The organism is Nostocoides sp. (assembly GCF_037045025.1).
In the GTDB taxonomy this organism is placed as follows: Bacteria; Actinomycetota; Actinomycetes; order Actinomycetales; family Dermatophilaceae; genus Nostocoides_A.
Map to the genome: position 1 here is coordinate 452,988 of NZ_JBAOHM010000013.1, position 17,534 is coordinate 470,521.

A 17,534-nucleotide genomic window follows, 5' to 3' on the forward strand; every position below is an offset into this window, starting at 1 on the left:
ACACGATCAAGCGCTTACGGCTGGACGAAGACCGCGACGGTGCGGGCCGGGACGCTCGCGGTGCCGGCGGCGGCATTCCAGGTCGCGGCCTTGACGACCGGGTCGACGCCGCCGGCCTGGACGGGGGAAAGGGACAGCGTCGTGCCGACCAGGCCGGGGACGGTCTGGGTGACCGCATTCGGGGTGGCGTTGAAGACGACGACCAGGCCGCCCAGTGCCGGGTCGACATCGGCGCCGACGGTGTCGTCGATCCGCATCGCGATGACGCCGGGCTGCGCCTGCGGGGTGCCGCTGGCCGGGAAGGTCACCTTGGCGTTGATCGCGTCCGCGCTGCCGAGCCGGAACAGCCGGGTCGAATAGCGCAGTTTCAGCATCTGCTGCGCCATCGCCGTCGCGGTCTGCACCTGCGCCGCCGTCGGCTTCAGGTCCGGGTTGCCGAGCAGCGGGCGCATGTACGGCCACTTCGAGCCGTTGTCGCCCTCCAGCGGCAGGCCCCGGCCGAAGCCGTTGTCGGCGCCGGTCCAGTCGAGCACGTTGAACCAGTCACCGCTGTCGTAGCTGTTGCGGTCCAACGACTTGCTGCGCAGCAGGTCGGCGCCGGCGTGCCAGAAGGCGGGCGTCTGCGCGAGCGCGACGGTCGCCAGCGACAGAGTGTTCATCCGCACCCGGTCGGCCATCGACGTCGCGACCGGCAACTTGACCGTCAGGGCGTCGAAGATCGTCTCGTTGTCGTGGGCATCGACATAGGTGATCACCTCGTCGGGGTTGGTCGCATAGCCGGCGGGGGAGCCGTTGTAGTCGACCTGGTCGCCGCGCTTGACCTCGCCGGAGGAGTTGAGCCGGAAGGTAAACGACTTGAGGTTGGCCGCCAGTCCCAGCTGGACGAGGTCGGTGTCGTGCTTCAGGCTCGCCTGGGCGCCGTCGTTGATCGCGGCGCCGTTGGGGTCGGTGAACTCGCCGCTGCCGAAGCCCTGCTTGCGCGGGTCCTCATCGAACGGCCCGCCGCCGCGCACGGCATCACGCAGCCGGTCGGAGAAGGTCCCGATGTGGGTGCCGCCGAGCTGGCCCTGGGTGGCCTGGTAGAACAGCGCGTTGTTGGCCACCTCGCCGAAGTTCCAGCCCTCGCCATAGAGGTAGTTGTCGAGGACGCTGGTCGGCGCCAGCCCGGAGGTCGGGGTGTGGTTGAAGACCTGGTCGAGGACGACGCGCAGTCCGGCCTGGTGTAGGCCGCCGACCATCGTGCGGAACTCGGCGACCCGCTTGCCGCCGTCGGCGTTGGCCGCGGTCGAGGCATAGGAGCCCTCCGGCGCCAGCCAGTGCCACGGGTCATAGCCCCAGTTGAATGCGTCATTTGCCCGTATGCCGTCGATGCAGTCCTGCTGCTGCTCGCCATTGGGCGGGTAGCTCTCCAGGTCGCACTGCGGCGTGGCCTGCCGGGCCGGGTCCTCCTCGATCGAGGCGATGTCGAAGGTCGGCAGCAGGTGGATCGTGTTGAGGCCGGCCGCCCGCAGCGCCTTCAGGTGCTGCATCCCGTTGCCGTTCCCGGCGAACGCCAGGTAGGAGCCGCGCTGCTCGGCCGGAACGCTCGCATCCGAGATCGAGAAGTCACGCACGTGCAACTCGTAGATCGAGGTGTCGACGAACCGCGCCAGCGCCGGCTGCTTGCTGCCGGTCCAGATCGTCGGCCGGTAGGCCGCGTCCTTGAGATTAACCGCGACCGACTTCGTCGAATTGAGCGTCAGCGCCACCGAATACGGGTCGGTCACCGCGACCGTCTCGACGTTGCCGGTCGTGCGCATGAAGACGACGACCTCATACAGATAGCGGGCGTTCTTCGGGCCCTTGGTGACCGACCACGAGCCGTCGCTCGCGCGAGCCATCGCCGTCCGCGTGGCGCTGGAGAGTGGCGCGTCGGCCGGGGCGGTCGCCGGCCAGGTCAACAGCGTGACCTTCTTGGCCGTCGGCGCCCAGACCCGATAGGTCGGGCCGCCGGTGGCGGCGAAGGTCGCGCCATAGCTGCGGGCGGCGGCGCTCGCGGCATACAGGCTGTCGAGCAGATATGCCGTTTGCACGCCGGTCGCGTCCAGCAGCGCGCCCGCGTTGTCATAGAGCGCGGCGGCGACCTGGCCGCGCAGGATCGTGCGGGCCTGGTTCTGGGCGGCGGTCGGGTTGAGTTTGAGCGCGAGATAGCCGCGCAACTCCGGGTGTGCCGCGGTGACAGTGGCCGGCAGCCCGGCCGGGTCGTAGGTCAGCGGCAGCGACGTGCTGCCCGGCAGGTCCTCGGCGTCGACCGTCATGCCGCCGTTCGGGGCGTAGTGCAGCCGCCACTTCAGCAGCCGGAGGTTGGCACCCTCGGGCACCGCGTCGGCCGGCCAGGCCAGCAACGTCGGGGTGATCCAGAACGCCTTGGCCGCCTTCAGGTCCGGGGCCTGGCCGGAGGTGGAGGTGGTCACGGTGACCTCGTGGGTTGCGAGCACATAGGTGATGGTTACCACGGTCCCGGGCCGGGCGACGGTGAACGGGATGTCTGGGCCGTTCTGGACCCCGCCGGCGCCGTAGTTGACGTCCCAGCTCAGGTCGTGCGCCACCTTCAACGCGTAGTTACCGACCGGGATCTGGTCGGAGCGCCAGACATAGGTGCCGTCCTCGTCGGGGTCTTGCAGCCACGGGTTCATGCACCACGGCTGCCAGTCGTCGGCGCAGCCGAGTTCGCTTTGCATCGACCCGGGTGCGGTGACGATCGGCAGGTCCGTGCCGCCAGCCCGCTGGGCGTCCGAGGTGACCCAGTGGGTCGAGTGGTCATAATAGAAAGTGATCTGGCCCCCGCCGAAGGTCAACGGGATGTTCGGGCCGCCCGGCTGGGCATACCGGCCGTAGTTCTCCGTCCAGGACTTGTTGATCGCCGCCTTGAATTCGTAGTCGCCGGCGGGCAGGCTCGTGGTCAGCTTCCAGATCTGGTCGGTCGGGTCCAGCGTCATCTGCGCCTGCGGGCAGTCCGGGAGCCAGTTGCCGGCGCAGCCCATCGCCACATTGAGATTGCCGGGGACGGAGACGAAGTCGGGCTGGGTGACCGGACCGACCGCGTTGACCGCGACGCCGACTCCCTTGCCGGGCTTGGCGCTGCGGGTGGCGTCGCCCGCCTTGGCGGTCTTGGCGCCGGCCGCGCCGACGATCGCATACGAGGACTTCGCGCTGAAGTTGCCGCTGTGGTCCTTGACGATCGCGCGGTATTCCAGGAGCGTGCCCTGCGGCATACCGGACACGTCGTGATAGACCGAGTAGGGCTGGGCGTCGTCGGTGCCGATCTTGCGCCATTGAGTGGTGCCGACCGGCCGGTAGGCAAAGGTCGTCTGGGCAAAGACGGAGGCGACGGTGGCCGCGGAGATCTGGGCGCGGCCGGTGACCACGCCGCCCGGGGCGGGGCTGGTCAAATAGACCGCCGGCGCGGAGGTGCGGGCGGGGACCTTCGCGGTCGCCTTGTAGGCCCGCACGGTCAGTGGCGGCACGGTGACGCTGACCCGGGCGCTGGAGTTAGCCGAGATCGCCGTTCCGCCGAGCAGCGGGGTGAAGCGCTGACCCCGGGTCAGGACGTCGAGGTTGGCCGTCTTGGCCTCGGTGGCGTTGTTGGCCACCACGAGGTATTCGATGTTCTGCCCGGCCTTGATCCGGGAGAAGGCATAGACGCCGGCCGCGCTGCTGGCATACCGGTGGATCTGGGTGCCGTCGGCGAGCGCGGGGTTAGCCTGGCGCAAAGCGGCGAGCTGCTTGATCTGCTGATAGAGCGGCGCGCCGGTGTCGTAGCGGTCGCGTGAGCCCGATGGACCGGTGAGGTTGGGCTCGGCGGCATACTGCTCGACCTGGGTGGCGAACAGGTCCTGGCGGGCGTCCTTGTCGCCGCCGGAGCCGATGAAGCCCTGCTCGTCGCCGTAGTAGAGGACCGGCTGACCCCGGGTGAGGTACATCAGGGAGTTGGCGAGCTTGACTCGGGACAGGAGGGCATCGCCGGAGAAGCCCTTGGTCGAGATCATCCACGCGGCCCGGCCGCGGTCGTGGTTGCCGAGGAAGGTGGGGGACTCATAGACGTTGGAGTCGAGGTCGGTGTAGTAGTCGTCGCCGGCGAAGAGGTCGCGCATCCGGGTAGACGGCGAGCCGCCGGCGAAGTCGATCGCGGCCTCCTGGAAGCCGAAGTCGAGCGTCGCGGGGAGTTTGCCGGTCGTCGTGTATTCGCTCATGAACGACGGGCGGCCGTCGAAGACCTCGCCGAACATGAAGAAGTCGTGGTTGCCGATCGCCTTGGCGCGGGCGAGGATCTGCGGAGCGAAGCGCTGCCAGAACTGCATGTTGACGTGCTTGACGGTGTCGATCCGGAAGCCGTCGATGCCGAAGTCGACCCAGGCCTTGTAGATCTCGCCCATGCCGCGCACGACGTCGGGATGCTCGGTGAACAGGTCGTCCAGGCCGACGAAGTCGCCGTATTCGCTGGACTCGCCGGCGAACGTGGAGTCGCCGCGGTTGTGATAGAGCGTGCGGTCGTTGAGCCAGTTCGGCACCTTGACGCTGGCGTCGGCCGGGGTGCGGAAGACCGGGGTGTAGGGGAAGGAGACCTGCGGGTCGAGCGGCGGGAAGGTGGTTCCGCCGGCGTAGTCGCGGTCGTCGAAGGGGGTGCCGGTGGCGTCCTTGTAGGGCGTGGTGGCCTTGCTGACGTAGCCGTATTGGTGCTGCTCGTAGTCGATGACGTCGGCGGTGTGGTTGGTGATGATGTCGAAGAAGACCTTCATCCCCTTGGCGTGGGCCGCGCTGATCAGCGCCTTCATCTCGGCGTTGGTGCCCAGGTGCGGGTCGATCTGGGTGAAGTCGGTGACCCAATAGCCATGATAGCCGGCGCTCGCGTCGGCGCCGCTGCCCTGGACGGGGCGGTTCTTAAAGCTTGGGGTCAGCCAGATCGCCGTGGTGCCGAGGCCCTTGATGTAGTCGAGCTTGGTGGTGGTCCCCTTGATGTCGCCGCCGTGATAAAAGCCCTTGTCGGTCGGGTCGAAGCCGGTGGTGATGCGGTCGCCGGTCAGGCCGCCGCGGTCGTTGGCGGCGCTGCCGTTGGCGAACCGGTCGGCCATGACGAAGTAGAACCGCTCCCGGGTCAGGGGGGCGCGCAGCGAGGTGCCGGCGAGGGCCTTGTCGCCCGCGTTGACCCCGCCGGTCAGCTTGGTCGGCCGGACCCCGACCTTGTGGGTGGTGTCGTCATACGAGAACGTTAGATTGGCCGGCCCCTGCAGCACCAGGGGCAGGTTGCCCCCGCCGGGGCCGCCATAGCTCTCGTCCCAACTGTGGTTGATCGCCACCTTGAACTCGTAGCTGCCGGCCGGGACCTGGAAGGCGCGCTCGTAGGTCGTGGTGCCCGGTAGCTGGGTCAGATCGGTGCCCGTGCACGCTTGATCCCAATCGGCGCAACTGCTGATCTCGTCCTGCAGCGTGCCGACGAGCGTGGCCGTGCGCTCGGCGGCGGCAGCGCTTCCGGTGGCAGCGGGGGCGGCGAGACCGGTGACCGCGAGAGCGATGCCGGTGATGAATGCAAGGGCTGACCTGCGGGGACGCACTTCGGCTCCTTCGACAAAAGGCACTGATGACCACACTGTATGTGGCCGCGCCGACAGCGACTCATGTTGGGCGTTCCTTGAATCGTGCGACGCTCAATCGCTGCGAAGGGCTTCCGCCGGCTGGATGCTGGCCGCTCGCCAGGCCGGGTATGCCGAGGCCACCACCGCGACCATGACCCCAACGACCGGAGCGAGGGCGGCCAGCAGTGCGGGGAAGCGGTAGCTCCAAGCGTTGGTGATGGCGACGACCAGGGAGGCGACGACTCCTGTTGCGGCACCTGCCAAGCCTCCAATGCCCCCGGCAAGAGCCCCCTCGAGGAGGAAGATCCTTGCGACGGCGGCACGCGATGCGCCCAACGATCGACGCAGGCCGATTTCGCTCGTCCGTGACACGACCGGGATAACCATCGAGTTGGCGATGATCAACATGGCCAGTACCAGCAGCAGCGCACCAACCCCAGCGCTGAGCCGTGCGAGTTGGTCCGAGACGCCCGTTCGCAGGCGCGTGAAGTCACTCACAGCGGACACGGTGAGGGTTTCCGGAGCCTCAGTGCGGATGGCAGCGCGGATGACACGGGCGACGGGTGCTCCCGCGCCCACTTCCGTAAGCACGAGGACGCGGGTATCGACTGGCGTGACGGGCGCGAGGGACTCGGCACGGGCCAAGGGCACGGCCACCGATCCATCGAGACCAGCGCGCGAGGCCTCGGCCAGTTGGCCGACCAACGAATAGCGCTGGCTGTTGAGCCAGATTGAAATGCCCACGTAGGGACCGTGTTCGGGAATACCAAGCGTGCGGGCAGCATCCGGTCCAACGAGGGCGACTGGGAAAGGGTCCGCGCCGTCTAGGAGCGGGGTGACCGGAATGTCCGTTGTGATCCCCAGGGTCATGGCAAAGTCCAGTTTGTGCTGGTCAGCAGGGGCCGATGAGGTGGCGGCGCATCTCGAGACGAGTCGTGTCGGGCGTCAATCCGGTGGCTACGCCCGAGCGCATGTCCACCGATCCGGGGCCCGGTCCGCGCGTCGCGGCACCAGCGCCGCGCTAGGCGGGTTGTGCGCGGGCGGCTGTTGGTGATGCCTTGGACCCTTTGTCCGTTGGTCGCGACATAGCTGCGCCCGTCATCCGAGAGCGCCAGGTCGCCGGGAAGTCACGCCGTCGGTCGATCGATAAAACCCTTGGCCGTCGCCGCAGCGACGAGGGTGCCAGTATCGCCGGCACGAACGAGGGCGTGGATGGTTCCCCCGCCGACGAATTCTCCCGAGCCGACCGTGACGGCCCCGGCACGCCGGCCAAGCCCCGCGTCGACGTTCGCGGCGGGCGGGCCTGAGGGTGCCGCGGCGGCGCCGACCATCACCGGAACTGCGCCCGTGAGCGCGAGGATCGCTCCGAAGGCGACGCCCACTGCCGGTGTGCTGCGTGTGCTTCGCACTGCACTCCCTTGTCTCGATCACGTTCTGCGGGGCCGCGCAGCCGGCTGCGCCTGTCAGCGGGCATGGCGGGAGCAGGCACAGTATGGACCGTTCTCGGGGGGGCCGGAACGGTTCGTGCGCCACCCTCAGCGGGATGTCGGGAACCTGCGCGGCCGCAGGCTCTCGCACATACAGGCGTGTCCGGTTGGCGGATATCCGATGTTCCCGGCCGTATGCCGCTGGTTAGTCTCGACGGCATGTCCACCGATCCTGGGCCCGGTCAGCAGCGTCGCGACACCCTCGCCGTGCGCGGCGGGCTGATGCGCAGCCAGTTCGGGGAGACCGCGGAGGGAATGTTCGTTACCTCCGGGTTCGTCTACGGCAGCGCCGAGGAGGCCGAGGCGACGTTCAAGGAGGAGATCGAGCGCTTCTCCTACAGCCGCTACGGCAGCCCGACCGTGGCGATGTTCGAGGAGCGGCTGCGGCTGCTGGAAGGCGCGGAAGCGGCATACGCCACCGGGACGGGGATGGCGGCGGTCTTTGCCGCGCTCGGCGGCCTGTGCGCGGCCGGGGCCCGGATCGTCGCGGCGCGCGCGCTGTTCGGGACCTGCTACACGATTTGTGCCGAGGTGTTGCCGCGGTGGGGGGTCGAGGCGGTCTTCGTCGACGGCACCAACCTGGAGGCCTGGCGGGAAGCGCTGTCGGTGCCGACCACCGCTGTGTTCTTCGAGACGCCGAGCAACCCGACGATGCAGCTGGTCGACATTGCCGCGGTCGCGGAGCTGGCGCACGCGGCCGGGGCGACCGTGGTGGTGGACAACGTTTTCGGCACGCCGGCGTTCTCGGCGCCGCTGCAGCACGGCGCGGACGTCGTGGTCTATTCGGCGACCAAGCACATCGACGGCCAGGGGCGGGTGCTCGGCGGGGCGGTGCTGGGGAGCGACGAATTCGTCCGCACCGTCGCCCGGCCGATGATCCGCAACCTCGGGCTGGCGATGTCGCCGTTCACCGCGTGGGTGCTCGTCAAGGCGCTGGAGACGCTCGACCTGCGGATGGCCAAGCAGGCCGCCAACGCCTGTGCCGTTTCCCAGTGGCTGGAGGCGCAGCCGGGGGTGACCCGGGTGTTCTATCCGTGGCTCGACTCCCACCCGCAGGCCGAGTTGGCCCGGCGGCAGATGACCGGCGGCGGCACGGTGGTCAGCTTCACCCTCGACACCGACCAGGCCGGCGCCTTCGCCGCGCTCAACGCGCTGCGGATCGTCGACATCTCCAACAACCTGGGCGACTCCAAGTCGTTGATCACCCACCCGGCGACCACGACGCATTCCCGGATCGCCGAGGACGCCCGCCTGGCCCTCGGAATCGAGCCCGGCACGTGCCGGCTGTCGGTGGGCCTGGAAGACCCGCAGGACATCATCGCCGACCTCGCGCAGGCTTTCGCTGCTTGCTGCCCTTGAAGATGACGGCGTCGCGGCCGGCCGAGCTGATCTCGCTCGTCGTGCGTGGCAGTCCGCTGGTAGCCTGCTGGTATGCGGACGACCATTGACAAGGCAGGGCGCATTGTCATCCCACGTGAGCTTCGCGCGAGCGTGGGGCTGCTTGCTGGGGAAGTAGAAGTGCGGGTCGTGGGTTCTGCCGTGATCATCGAGGCGATCGCGACCGACGAGGTGGTCGAGGAGGACGGGTTTCTCGTCTTGGCCCATCCGGGCCCGAAACTGACGGTCGACATCCTCCGGGACCTGCGCCTTGGCGACCAGCGCTGACCTTGTCCTCGACTCCAGCGTCGCCCTGGCGTTGATCATCCCCGAGCACGAGGCTAGATTGGCCGCGCTGGCGAGAACGCGCGGCCTGAACTTGGGCCTCAGTGGCCACGCCGTATTCGAGACCTTTTCCGTGCTCACGCGGCTGCCCCCGCCGCATCGCTTGAGCGCCCACGTCGCCCGTATTGTCATCGAGCGGGACTTCCCGGCCACGGTTCACCTCGACCCGGACAGCGCCATCAGGGCCCTGTCGCGGTTGGAAAGCTCGGGCATCGTGGGCGGCGCGGTCTATGACGGGCTGGTCGCTCTCGCCGCCGCCAGCCATCAAGTCCTTCTGCTGAGCGCTGACCGCCGAGCCGCCGCGACCTACGCCAGCCTGGGAATTGCCTTCGAGCTCCTTGCCTTCGGCGCCTGAATCAGCCGAGGATGCCGCGGAAGAACTTCTGCACCGCCGGCTCGATGTCCGCGCCGCCGCCGACCACATAGGCCTTGACGCCGCCGGAGTCCTTGGCCCACGGCGCGGTGTTGGCGACTGTGGCCGGGGTCATGACGACCGACTTCCCATCCGGTGAAACGATGCTGGTGGGGGAGTATCGATCCCACCTGACCCGGTTGTCGTCCGCGGCGCCCAACGAGCGCAGTCCGAGATAGACGGCGTCCTGATCTCCGGTCCAGCGCTCCGGGGGTCGCGCGCGATGGGCCCCCGCCGTTCCGAGGCCGACCGCCGCTGCATACGCGGTGGCCCGATCCGCGCCGACCTGCCCGGACCAGAGCAGGGTGGCGCCGGTGTTGGAGTAGACGCACACCGACAAGGCGCTGGGCTCCAGTCCCTCGGTCCAGGTCGAATCGACCTGTTGGTTCGGTGGGCTCGTGGGACAGCCGTTGGCGTCGATGTCGACCCGCTGCGCCGAGCCCAGAATCCGCTCGCGCAGAGCGGGATCCGAGCTGAAGACGCTGACCGTGACGTCGCCGATGATGCGGGTCTCGCGGACGACGCCGTCGGCATACGTCTGGGTTCCGGGCTCGATCCCGGCGGCGTCGAACCACACCGCCTCCACGCTCGGCCGCGCCTCAAGAGAGCCCCCGCAGGCGTCGGTCATCATCACCGGCCGTCCGACATAAGGGGTGTCGGGCACGAACTCGTAGTCCGAACTCCCGGGGATCGTGAACGCCCGGCCGCCGGAGCAGTCCAGTGGCTGGTCGCCGTTCCAGTCGGCGCGCATCGGCGCGCCACCCCAACCCCAGGTCGGAGGGACCCAAAGCTGCACTCCGTCATAGGATTCCGGTCGCCAATTCGCCGGTATGCCGCTCGGCCGCGCCCCTGTCCCGATGGTCCGGTGCGCGTCGCTTGACGGGCTCGACGAGGCGGTTGCCGAGGCGGACGTGGCCGTCGAGGGGCCGCCGGCGAGCGGGGGAGTGCCCGCGTCGGATCCGCCACCGCGGGCGAGCTGGTAGCCGACCGGAACCGCCAGCGCCACCACGGCGGCGGCCGCGGGCAGCAGCCAGCGCCGGCGGGCGCGGTCGCGGGTCGTCGAGGTCGAATCACCCTGTGCGGCAGGCAGTTCGACCGGCGCGCTCTGGGCGTGGTGAGCTAGGCCAGCGCGGGTGATCCGCTCGAGGTCGTCATCGGCATACGGCTGCTTGGTCATGGGGTGTCCTGGGTCAACTCGGTCCGCAGCCGGATCAACGCGCGGCGGATGTGCGAGCGGGCGGTCGCCTCCGGGCAGCCGAGGAGCGCGGCGATCTGGGCATAGTCGAGGTCCTCGTAGAACCGGAGCACGACGGCCGCCCGCTGCTTGGGCGGCAGTGCCGCGCACATCCGCCAGACGGCGTCGTGCTCGGCGATGTGTTCGGCGTGGCCGGGTGCGGTGTGGTGGGGCGTGACGGTGTCGGCGCGGACCTCGGCGACCGGCGTCTGCCGCTTGCCGAAGCGCCGCCAGCCGGAGACGTGGGCGTTGACGATCGCCCGCCGCACGTATGCCGCCGGGTCGCCCTCGCGGGACAGGCGCGGCCACGCCGCGAAGGTGCCGGCGAGCGCGGTCTGGACGGCGTCCTGCGCGCTCTCCCGGTTGCCGGTGACCAGATAGGCGAACCGGAGCAGATCGGGCAGCCGGGCGCGCACCCACGGCTCGTAGTCGACCTCGCTCACACCGGTCACCATGCCCTACTCACGCCGCAGCCGGCTGCCGCGTTGCACTCGGTCGGAGGTCGACGCCGGCGGGCCGAGGCCGTCCTGCAGAAGGTGCCGTATACCTCACCTGTTGCAGGTCACCCCGGGGTCGGCGAGGTTCATGTTGCGCGAGCGGTGGCTTCCAGGACCCACGGGCGGCCCGGGCGTTCCGGCTCGTGCAGGGCCAGGCGGAAATCATTCTCCAGCAGGGGCAATAGGCCGGCCGGCCGGCGAGGGTCACCCGCAGACTCGCACAATGCGCGCGTGACCAGCCCGCGGGTGTGCTTGGCCATGTGGCTCGCCCCGGGAACGCGGACGGCGACCCAGCGTTCGGCGAGCGGGCCGCGGGGAGTCCAGGTGGCGGCATAGCAGCCGGAACGGCAGTCGATGATCAGCCCGGGGCCGGCTGCAGCCGAGAGCACCGGGTCGAGGGACTCCTTCCAGCGCGTGGACAGCTTGCCGACGCCGGGGAGTTCGGCGCCGATGGCGGTGCGGTAGGGCGCGATCCGGTCACCTGGCCGCAGGGCGCCATACATGGCGGAGGAGATCACCACGCGCCTGGCCAACCGCCGCCGGCCGCCGGCGGATAGCGTCGCGGCGGCCAACGCGTCATACAGGACACCGGTATAGACCTCGATGGCCGGGCGTGCCGGGGCCGAGCGCAGGCGCAGGTTGGCGTCCACCTCGGCGCCCAGCGTCGACGGCACCCCCAGGACCCGCAGCGCATCCGGCAGTGCCGAGGCCTCGATGAGCCCGTCGACGATCTCCTCGCGCCGGCCGGTCAGCTCAGGGAAGGACAGCGCCTCGATCCGCATCGGTGCGCCCCGCTTCGGCCGGAACTTCGTCTCCGAGGGCGGCAACAGGATGAGCACGCCGCCACTGTAGGAGGATCAGGTCAGTATCGGGATCAGATCAGTCCCAGGGGTTGGCGTTGGTCTGGTCGTTGGCGACCCAGGCCCGGCCGAGGTTCTTGGTCGCGCCCCAGGCATACCAGCCCCAGGCGTCGTGGAACTCGGCCATCCGCCACCCGGTCCCGAATTGCGCCGAGCAGACGGCATTGGCGCTGGCCAGGCTGATCAGGGAGGCGCCGACCACCTCGCGGCTGGCCGCATAGTCGCCCCTGGACCACGAGTTCGTCTCCGCCGGGTAATACGCGTGCAGCCCGGGGGGCTCGCTCTCGCCGGTGCGGTGGAAGCACAGCACCGGGAGCTTGTTCGTCACGAGAGTGTCGCCGTAGTGGGCCCCACGGCCTTTCCAGGTCATCACGCGGACGTAGTCCGAATTGGTTTCGTTGGCTGCGACCGCCCAGGTCAAGGCCCGGCCCGTGGTCGTGTTCCACGGGTTGGCCCGCTGGTCGTCGATGGAGACCCACATCGTCATCGGGTTCCCCTGACCCAAGTAGCCGGACCCGTCGGTCCCGTTCTCGTGAGCTTCGGCCATGCGCGCGTTCTCGCCGAACCTGCTCTTGCAGACCCGATCGGCGGCTGCCCGGCTCGTCAACGACGTGCCGGGCACCGCATAGGACGCGCGGAGCTTCTTGCCTGACCAGGCCGGCCACTGAGAGGTCCACCAGGTCGGCTTCGGCACGTCAGCGACCGCGCACATGACCGGCAGGGTCGTCGTGCAGGGCGTGTCGCCGGCCACGGCGTCGGTGCGGTAGTCGGGCCGAATCCAGGGGAAGCCCAGACCGCGGTATTCGTGCTGGTAGCGCATCGACCAAGTCATGCCGGTGCAGGCTTCCGCGCTTGCGGTCGTTCCGGCTCGCGGGCTCGAGGCGAACTGAGCTGCTGCTGGCAGCATCGCGGTAGGCAGCAACGCGACTGCCGCTGCAGCGGTGAGCGAGATTCTCCGCATGGCATTTCCCTTCTCTCCAGGGCACCGCCGGGTCGCTGTGCCCGTGCTTCTGAGCGTCCTCCCGGCTCCGTGCGTGCGCAATGGAGTGAGCGACCCATCGGGCATCGAAGTTGGCGGACGTGCTCAGCTTGCGTGGGCGGTCGCGGCGATCGCGTCGGACAGCCCGGCGAACTGATGGCCGCCGCGCGGGTATTGGCGCACTGTGGCCGAGGGCAGCCGGGCCGCGTTGCGCGCGAGGTGGTCGAACGGCACGACGTCGTCGTCGCGACAGTGGTGCAGCGTCAGTGTGGCGTTCGGCTCCGGTCCGGTCACGGCATACTCGGTCACGTCCCAGCCGTCCGGGCCCCAGTCCGGCATGGCCAGCAGCACCGCCCGCCGGGGAGCGGTGGCCATCCCGCTGAGCACGTGCAGGAGCACGGAGGCACCGAAGGAGTGTCCGACAAGGACATCGGCGGTATCGAGGGTGGCCAGGGCGCTGCGCACCGACTCGGACCAGGCGGTGAGCGACATGTCCTCGTTGGGCATCCGGGGCATCACCAGGTCGGCGCCGAGCTGCGCGGCGATCCCGGCCGCCAGGGACCCGTCCTCGGCGTAGCCGCCGGCGCCGTGCACGAATAGCAGCCGGGTCACGTCGCATTCACCGCCTGCCCCCCGTGGCGGAGGGCAACCACCCCGCCGTCCTCGGCCGTCGTGAAGCCGTCCAAGGAGACGAGCATCGAGTAGATGAGCCTGGCATGCCGAACCTCCGAATCTGATTGCGTTATGCAACCAGGTATGACGCTAGCCTATTCTGGTTGCATGTCGCAATCAGAGTGGCTGCCGCTTCCTCCGGGCCGCTCGGGCTGCCCGATCAACATGACCATGGAGGTCCTGGGTGACCGCTGGAGCCTGGTCGTCCTGCGCGACATCATCTTTAGCCCACGCCGACACTTCCGCGAGTTGCTCACTGAGTCGCTTGAGGGAATCGCCTCGAACATTCTGGCCGACCGGCTCGCCAAGCTCGTCGCGTCCGGGCTGCTCTCCCGCACTCCCGACCCGTCGCACAAGCAGAAGGTGACCTATCGTCTCACCGAGCCCGCCATCCAGCTGGTGCCCGTGCTCGCCGAGCTGGGCGCCTGGGGCGCGCGGTGGTTGCCGACGACCCCCGAGTTGCGCATCCGGGCCGAACTGCTGGCCCAGGGTGGGCCGACGACGTGGCAGGCGTTCATGGACGAACTGCGCGACGAACACGTGCACGGCCGGCCACCGTCGCCGTCCGGGGTCGTCCACCAACTTGCCGCGGCCCACGACCGCGTCGCCGGGTCCGGATAGGTTTGGCCGTATGCCGGAGCAACGGGTGCGGGTGCGCTACAGCGACGAGGGCCTCGCCGACGTCCTCCAGGACGACCGGCTGCGAGCGCGATTCGCGGCGACCCGGCGCGAATTCGCTGTGCCCGAGTCGTTTCCGCCCGAGGCGCTGGCCGAGGCCGACGCGGTCGCGGCGCAGCCGATCGACTGGCCCGAGCGTGACGAGACCACGATCCCCTTCCTGACGATCGACCCGCCCGGCTCGATGGACCTCGACCAGGCGCTGCACATCGAGCGCGACGGTGACGGCTTCCGGGTCCGCTACGCGATCGTCTATCTGCCCGCCTTCGTCGCGCCTGGCCAGGCGATCGACGGCGAGGCCCGCAAGCGGGGTCAGACGATCTATGCCCCCGACCAGCGCGTCCCGTTGCACCCACCCTCGGTGAGTGAAGCGGCGGCGAGCCTGCTGCCGGGACAGGAGCGCGCGGCATACATGTGGGATATGCATGTCCAGGACGACGGCGAGGGCACCGCGGTCAGGGTCTATCGGGCGCGGGTCAAGAGCGTCGATCGGATGGACTATGAACAGGTCCAGAAGCTGATCGACGAGGGCACCGACGACGAGCGCCTCATGCTGCTGAAAGAGGTGGGGGAGAGGCGGATTCGCTTCGAGCAGCGCCGCGGTGGCGCCAGCCTGCCGATGCCCGAGCAGCAGGTCACCCAGGACGAGGCCGGGCATTTCGTCCTCGGGTTCCGCCCGCCGCTGCCTGCCGAGGAGTGGAACGCCCAGATCTCGCTGATGACCGGCATGGCCGCGGCCGAACTCATGGTCGGCGCCAAGATCGGCATCCTGCGCACCCTGCCCGCGCCCGACCCGCAGGCGGTCGACCGGTTCCGCCGCCAGGCCAAGGCGCTCGGGATCGAGTGGCTGCCCGATGAGCCGTATGGTGCTTTCCTGCGCCGCCTGGATCGCACCAACCCCAAGCACCTCGCGTTGATCTATGACGCCACCGCGCTTTTCCGCGGCAGTTCGTATGCCGCCTTCGACGGCTCGGTGCCCGAGCACCCGGAGCACGGCGCGCTAGCCACGATCTATGCCCACGTCACCGCTCCGCTGCGGCGCTTGGTGGATCGCTTCGGACTTGCTGTGGCGGAAGCGATTTCGTCGGGCGGCGAGATCCCCGCGTGGGCGCGCGAAGCCCTGGCCAGCCTGACCGAGATCATGGCGGCCTCGGGCCGGACGGCGAGCGGCGTCGAGCGAGCAAGCACCGACGCGGTCGAGGCGGCGGTGCTGGGCGACCGGGTGGGCGAGTCGTTTCCCGCGGTGGTGGTGGACCAGGGCCAAAAGGGCCGCTGGGTGGTGCAGTTGACCGAGCCCGCCGTGGTCGCCCAGGCTGGCACCGCCGTGCGCGTCGCGGTCGGGGACCTGGTCGCCGCCCGCCTGGTCGAGGCGAACGTCGAGACCGGCGTCGTGCGCTTCGAGATCATTGCAAACGCCACCGCAGCGCCCCGCTGAGCGCCCCGCTCGAGCGCCCCGGCCGAGCGCCCCGGCCGAGCGCCCCGGCCGAGCGCCCCGGCCGAGCGCCCCGGCCGAGCAACTTCTGCTAGCAGCAGTTAGCGCGGATTTCCAGGTGGCCGGTTGACCTCAATACCTGAGCGAGGCGGATTGATCAGGTGCGGATGGAAACCACGCTGCAGGTCAGGCCCATCGCGGGATCCCGCTACGCCCACGTGGGAGTCGATAGTTGTGTCGGTCATGCTGTCATGCACCGTCCCGGTGTGTGAACTGCTGATCAAGAAGTGACGCGCTCAGCGATACCAGACAGCCGAACTATCACCAGTACAGACGAATCCAGCTCCAGCGCGTCGCCCTCGTCGACAACAGATGATCTGACATCATCGGCATATAGCAGCGGAATCACCTCAACGACCTGGAGCGGAAGCGTTCACCGCGCCCGACCAGATCAACCAACGCCGCTACGAAGCGATCCGCGCCTACTACGTCGAGGGCCTGACCTACCAGCAGGCCGGCGACCGCTACGGCTACACCCGCTGGGCGATGATCGACCTGGTCCGCCAATACAAGGCCGGAAAGCTAACCCTGTTCGCCCCACCCCGCAAACCCGGCCCGGCGGCGGGCACCGCGCCGGCCAAGGACCGCGCCCGCGCCCGGGTCATCGAACTGCGCCGCCAGGGCCTGTCCACCTACGAGATCTCCGCCCGGCTGGCCACCGAAGCCACCCCGCTCAACCGCACCGGGGTCGCCGAGATCCTCGCCGAAGAAGGGTTCGGCCGACTCCTGCGACGACCCGAACCCGAGGCCAGCATCAACCCGGCCACCCCAGGCCGCGACACCCACCTGCCCCCCGCCCGAGTCATCGACCTGTCGGCCTGGCCCGAACGCCTCGAGTCCACCCGCGCCGGGCTGCTGCTGGTGCTGCCCGACCTAGCCACCTTGGACCTTCCCGACCTAGTCAAGCAGGCCGGCTACCCCGGCACCCGGATCATTCCCGCCATCTCCTGGGTGCTGACCCTGCTGATATGAGGCTTATTCAGGGGGAGGAACGTAATACAAACGCGACATTCTGACCGGAGCGCCTAACAAAGCGACAGCCCGCCCTTAGAGAGAATTGGGTTAGCACACTCAAACACTCCAGAACGGACTGTCGCGAATGTATGCTACCACCGGTTTCACCAGGGGCCAGATCGGCCGTCTCGTCCTCCTGATCCGCGACCTGCAGAACGCGGGATATCCAGTGGCTTACCCACCGTCGCTGGGGCTGCGAAAGTCGATCATCATCACCATGACCTATTTGCGGCGAAACAGCACCCAAGCAGACCTGGCCGACCGGTACGCCACCTCCCAGCCCACGATCTCGCGGACCGTCGCCGCGATGACCCCCGCCCTCGCCGACGCCACCGCCGACTGGATCCCGGTCGCGGACGACCTCGACCCCGACGTCCCCCTGATCATCGACGGAACCCTGCTCCCGTGCTGGTCCTGGGCCGACATCCCCGACCTGTACTCCGGCAAACACCACACCACCGGTGTCAACGTCCAAATCGCCGCCACCCTCTCCGGCCGGCTGCTGTGGGTCTCCGATCCCCTTCCCGGGTCCACCCACGACCTGACCGCCCTGCGCACCCACGGAGTCCTCGACACCGAGGACCTCCTCACCATCGTCGCCGACAAAGGCTATATCGGCGCCGGCCTGATCACCCCGATCAAGAAACCACCCGGTGGAGAACTCACCGACGACCGGAAGCAATTCAACAAAGAACTCAACGCGATCCGCGCCACCATCGAACGAACCATCGCGCATTTGAAAACCTGGCGGATCCTCCACACCGACTACCGGCGGCCCTACCACACATTCGCTCAAACCATCACCGCCGTCCTCGGGCTATAATTCCTGAAACTAGCCTCGTGAATAAGCCTCTATGTAGGGCCCGTTTGTCAAG

General features: G+C 68.9%; 15 protein-coding genes. 7 read left to right on the top strand and 8 right to left on the bottom strand.

What is annotated here, in order from left to right:
* Nucleotides 1-14: 14 nt before the first annotated feature.
* The 3 genes from V9G19_RS17990 to V9G19_RS18000 all read right to left on the bottom strand — a co-directional run bounded on the left by V9G19_RS17990 (nt 15) and on the right by V9G19_RS18000 (nt 6,994).
* Nucleotides 15-5,591, bottom strand: coding sequence for an alpha-1,6-glucosidase domain-containing protein (locus V9G19_RS17990; RefSeq protein WP_462286788.1), 5,577 nt, complete (start codon nt 5,589-5,591; stop codon nt 15-17).
* A gap of 93 nt (nt 5,592-5,684) precedes the next feature.
* Nucleotides 5,685-6,482, bottom strand: a complete 798-nt coding sequence (locus V9G19_RS17995) for an ABC transporter permease (RefSeq protein ID WP_462286789.1) — start codon at nt 6,480-6,482, stop codon at nt 5,685-5,687.
* A 257-nt stretch (nt 6,483-6,739) separates the two neighbouring features.
* Nucleotides 6,740-6,994, bottom strand: coding sequence for a hypothetical protein (locus tag V9G19_RS18000; protein WP_462286790.1), 255 nt, complete (start codon nt 6,992-6,994; stop codon nt 6,740-6,742).
* Between the two features lie 264 nt (nt 6,995-7,258).
* Here V9G19_RS18000 and metZ point away from each other — a divergent pair, with 264 nt between their 5' ends.
* From metZ to V9G19_RS18015, 3 genes are all read left to right on the top strand, one after another.
* The gene (gene metZ, locus V9G19_RS18005; protein ID WP_462286917.1) at nt 7,259-8,458 is read left to right on the top strand and encodes an O-succinylhomoserine sulfhydrylase; all 1,200 of its coding nucleotides are present in this window, start codon (nt 7,259-7,261) and stop codon (nt 8,456-8,458) included.
* A 72-nt stretch (nt 8,459-8,530) separates the two neighbouring features.
* Nucleotides 8,531-8,764, top strand: coding sequence for an AbrB/MazE/SpoVT family DNA-binding domain-containing protein (locus V9G19_RS18010; protein WP_462286791.1), 234 nt, complete (start codon nt 8,531-8,533; stop codon nt 8,762-8,764).
* Nucleotides 8,748-9,176, top strand: coding sequence for a PIN domain-containing protein (locus V9G19_RS18015; RefSeq protein WP_462286792.1), 429 nt, complete (start codon nt 8,748-8,750; stop codon nt 9,174-9,176). The genes V9G19_RS18010 and V9G19_RS18015 overlap by 17 nt, the downstream gene beginning before the upstream one ends.
* Before the next feature lies 1 nt (nt 9,177).
* Here the strand turns inward: V9G19_RS18015 and V9G19_RS18020 are convergent, their stop codons facing one another.
* From V9G19_RS18020 to V9G19_RS18040, 5 genes are all read right to left on the bottom strand, one after another.
* On the bottom strand, nt 9,178-10,410 hold the full coding sequence (locus V9G19_RS18020; RefSeq protein WP_462286793.1) for a hypothetical protein: 1,233 nt from the start codon (nt 10,408-10,410) through the stop codon (nt 9,178-9,180).
* Nucleotides 10,407-10,910: a SigE family RNA polymerase sigma factor gene (locus tag V9G19_RS18025; protein ID WP_462286794.1), complete on the bottom strand. Its 504-nt coding sequence runs from the start codon at nt 10,908-10,910 to the stop codon at nt 10,407-10,409. Before V9G19_RS18025 ends, V9G19_RS18020 begins: the two co-directional genes overlap by 4 nt.
* Nucleotides 10,911-11,050: 140 nt before the next feature.
* Nucleotides 11,051-11,803, bottom strand: coding sequence for a YaaA family protein (locus V9G19_RS18030; protein WP_462286795.1), 753 nt, complete (start codon nt 11,801-11,803; stop codon nt 11,051-11,053).
* 40 nt (nt 11,804-11,843) lie between these two features.
* Entirely contained in the window at nt 11,844-12,644 is an 801-nt protein-coding gene (locus V9G19_RS18035) for a hypothetical protein (RefSeq protein WP_462286796.1), read from the bottom strand.
* A 264-nt stretch (nt 12,645-12,908) separates the two neighbouring features.
* Nucleotides 12,909-13,415 carry an alpha/beta fold hydrolase gene (locus V9G19_RS18040; protein WP_462286797.1) on the bottom strand — a complete coding sequence of 169 codons (507 nt, stop codon included), beginning with the start codon at nt 13,413-13,415 and terminating at the stop codon, nt 12,909-12,911.
* 168 nt (nt 13,416-13,583) lie between these two features.
* Here V9G19_RS18040 and V9G19_RS18045 point away from each other — a divergent pair, with 168 nt between their 5' ends.
* From V9G19_RS18045 to V9G19_RS18060, 4 genes are all read left to right on the top strand, one after another.
* A complete protein-coding gene (locus V9G19_RS18045) occupies nt 13,584-14,096 on the top strand; it encodes a winged helix-turn-helix transcriptional regulator (protein ID WP_462286798.1) in 513 nt (170 codons plus the stop codon).
* A 10-nt stretch (nt 14,097-14,106) separates the two neighbouring features.
* Entirely contained in the window at nt 14,107-15,588 is a 1,482-nt protein-coding gene (locus V9G19_RS18050; RefSeq protein WP_462286799.1) for an RNB domain-containing ribonuclease, read from the top strand.
* A gap of 543 nt (nt 15,589-16,131) precedes the next feature.
* The gene (locus V9G19_RS18055; protein ID WP_462286800.1) at nt 16,132-16,617 is read left to right on the top strand and encodes a hypothetical protein; all 486 of its coding nucleotides are present in this window, start codon (nt 16,132-16,134) and stop codon (nt 16,615-16,617) included.
* Nucleotides 16,618-16,744: 127 nt separating this feature from the next.
* Nucleotides 16,745-17,482 carry a transposase gene (locus V9G19_RS18060; protein ID WP_462286801.1) on the top strand — a complete coding sequence of 246 codons (738 nt, stop codon included), beginning with the start codon at nt 16,745-16,747 and terminating at the stop codon, nt 17,480-17,482.
* Nucleotides 17,483-17,534 lie beyond the last annotated feature (52 nt).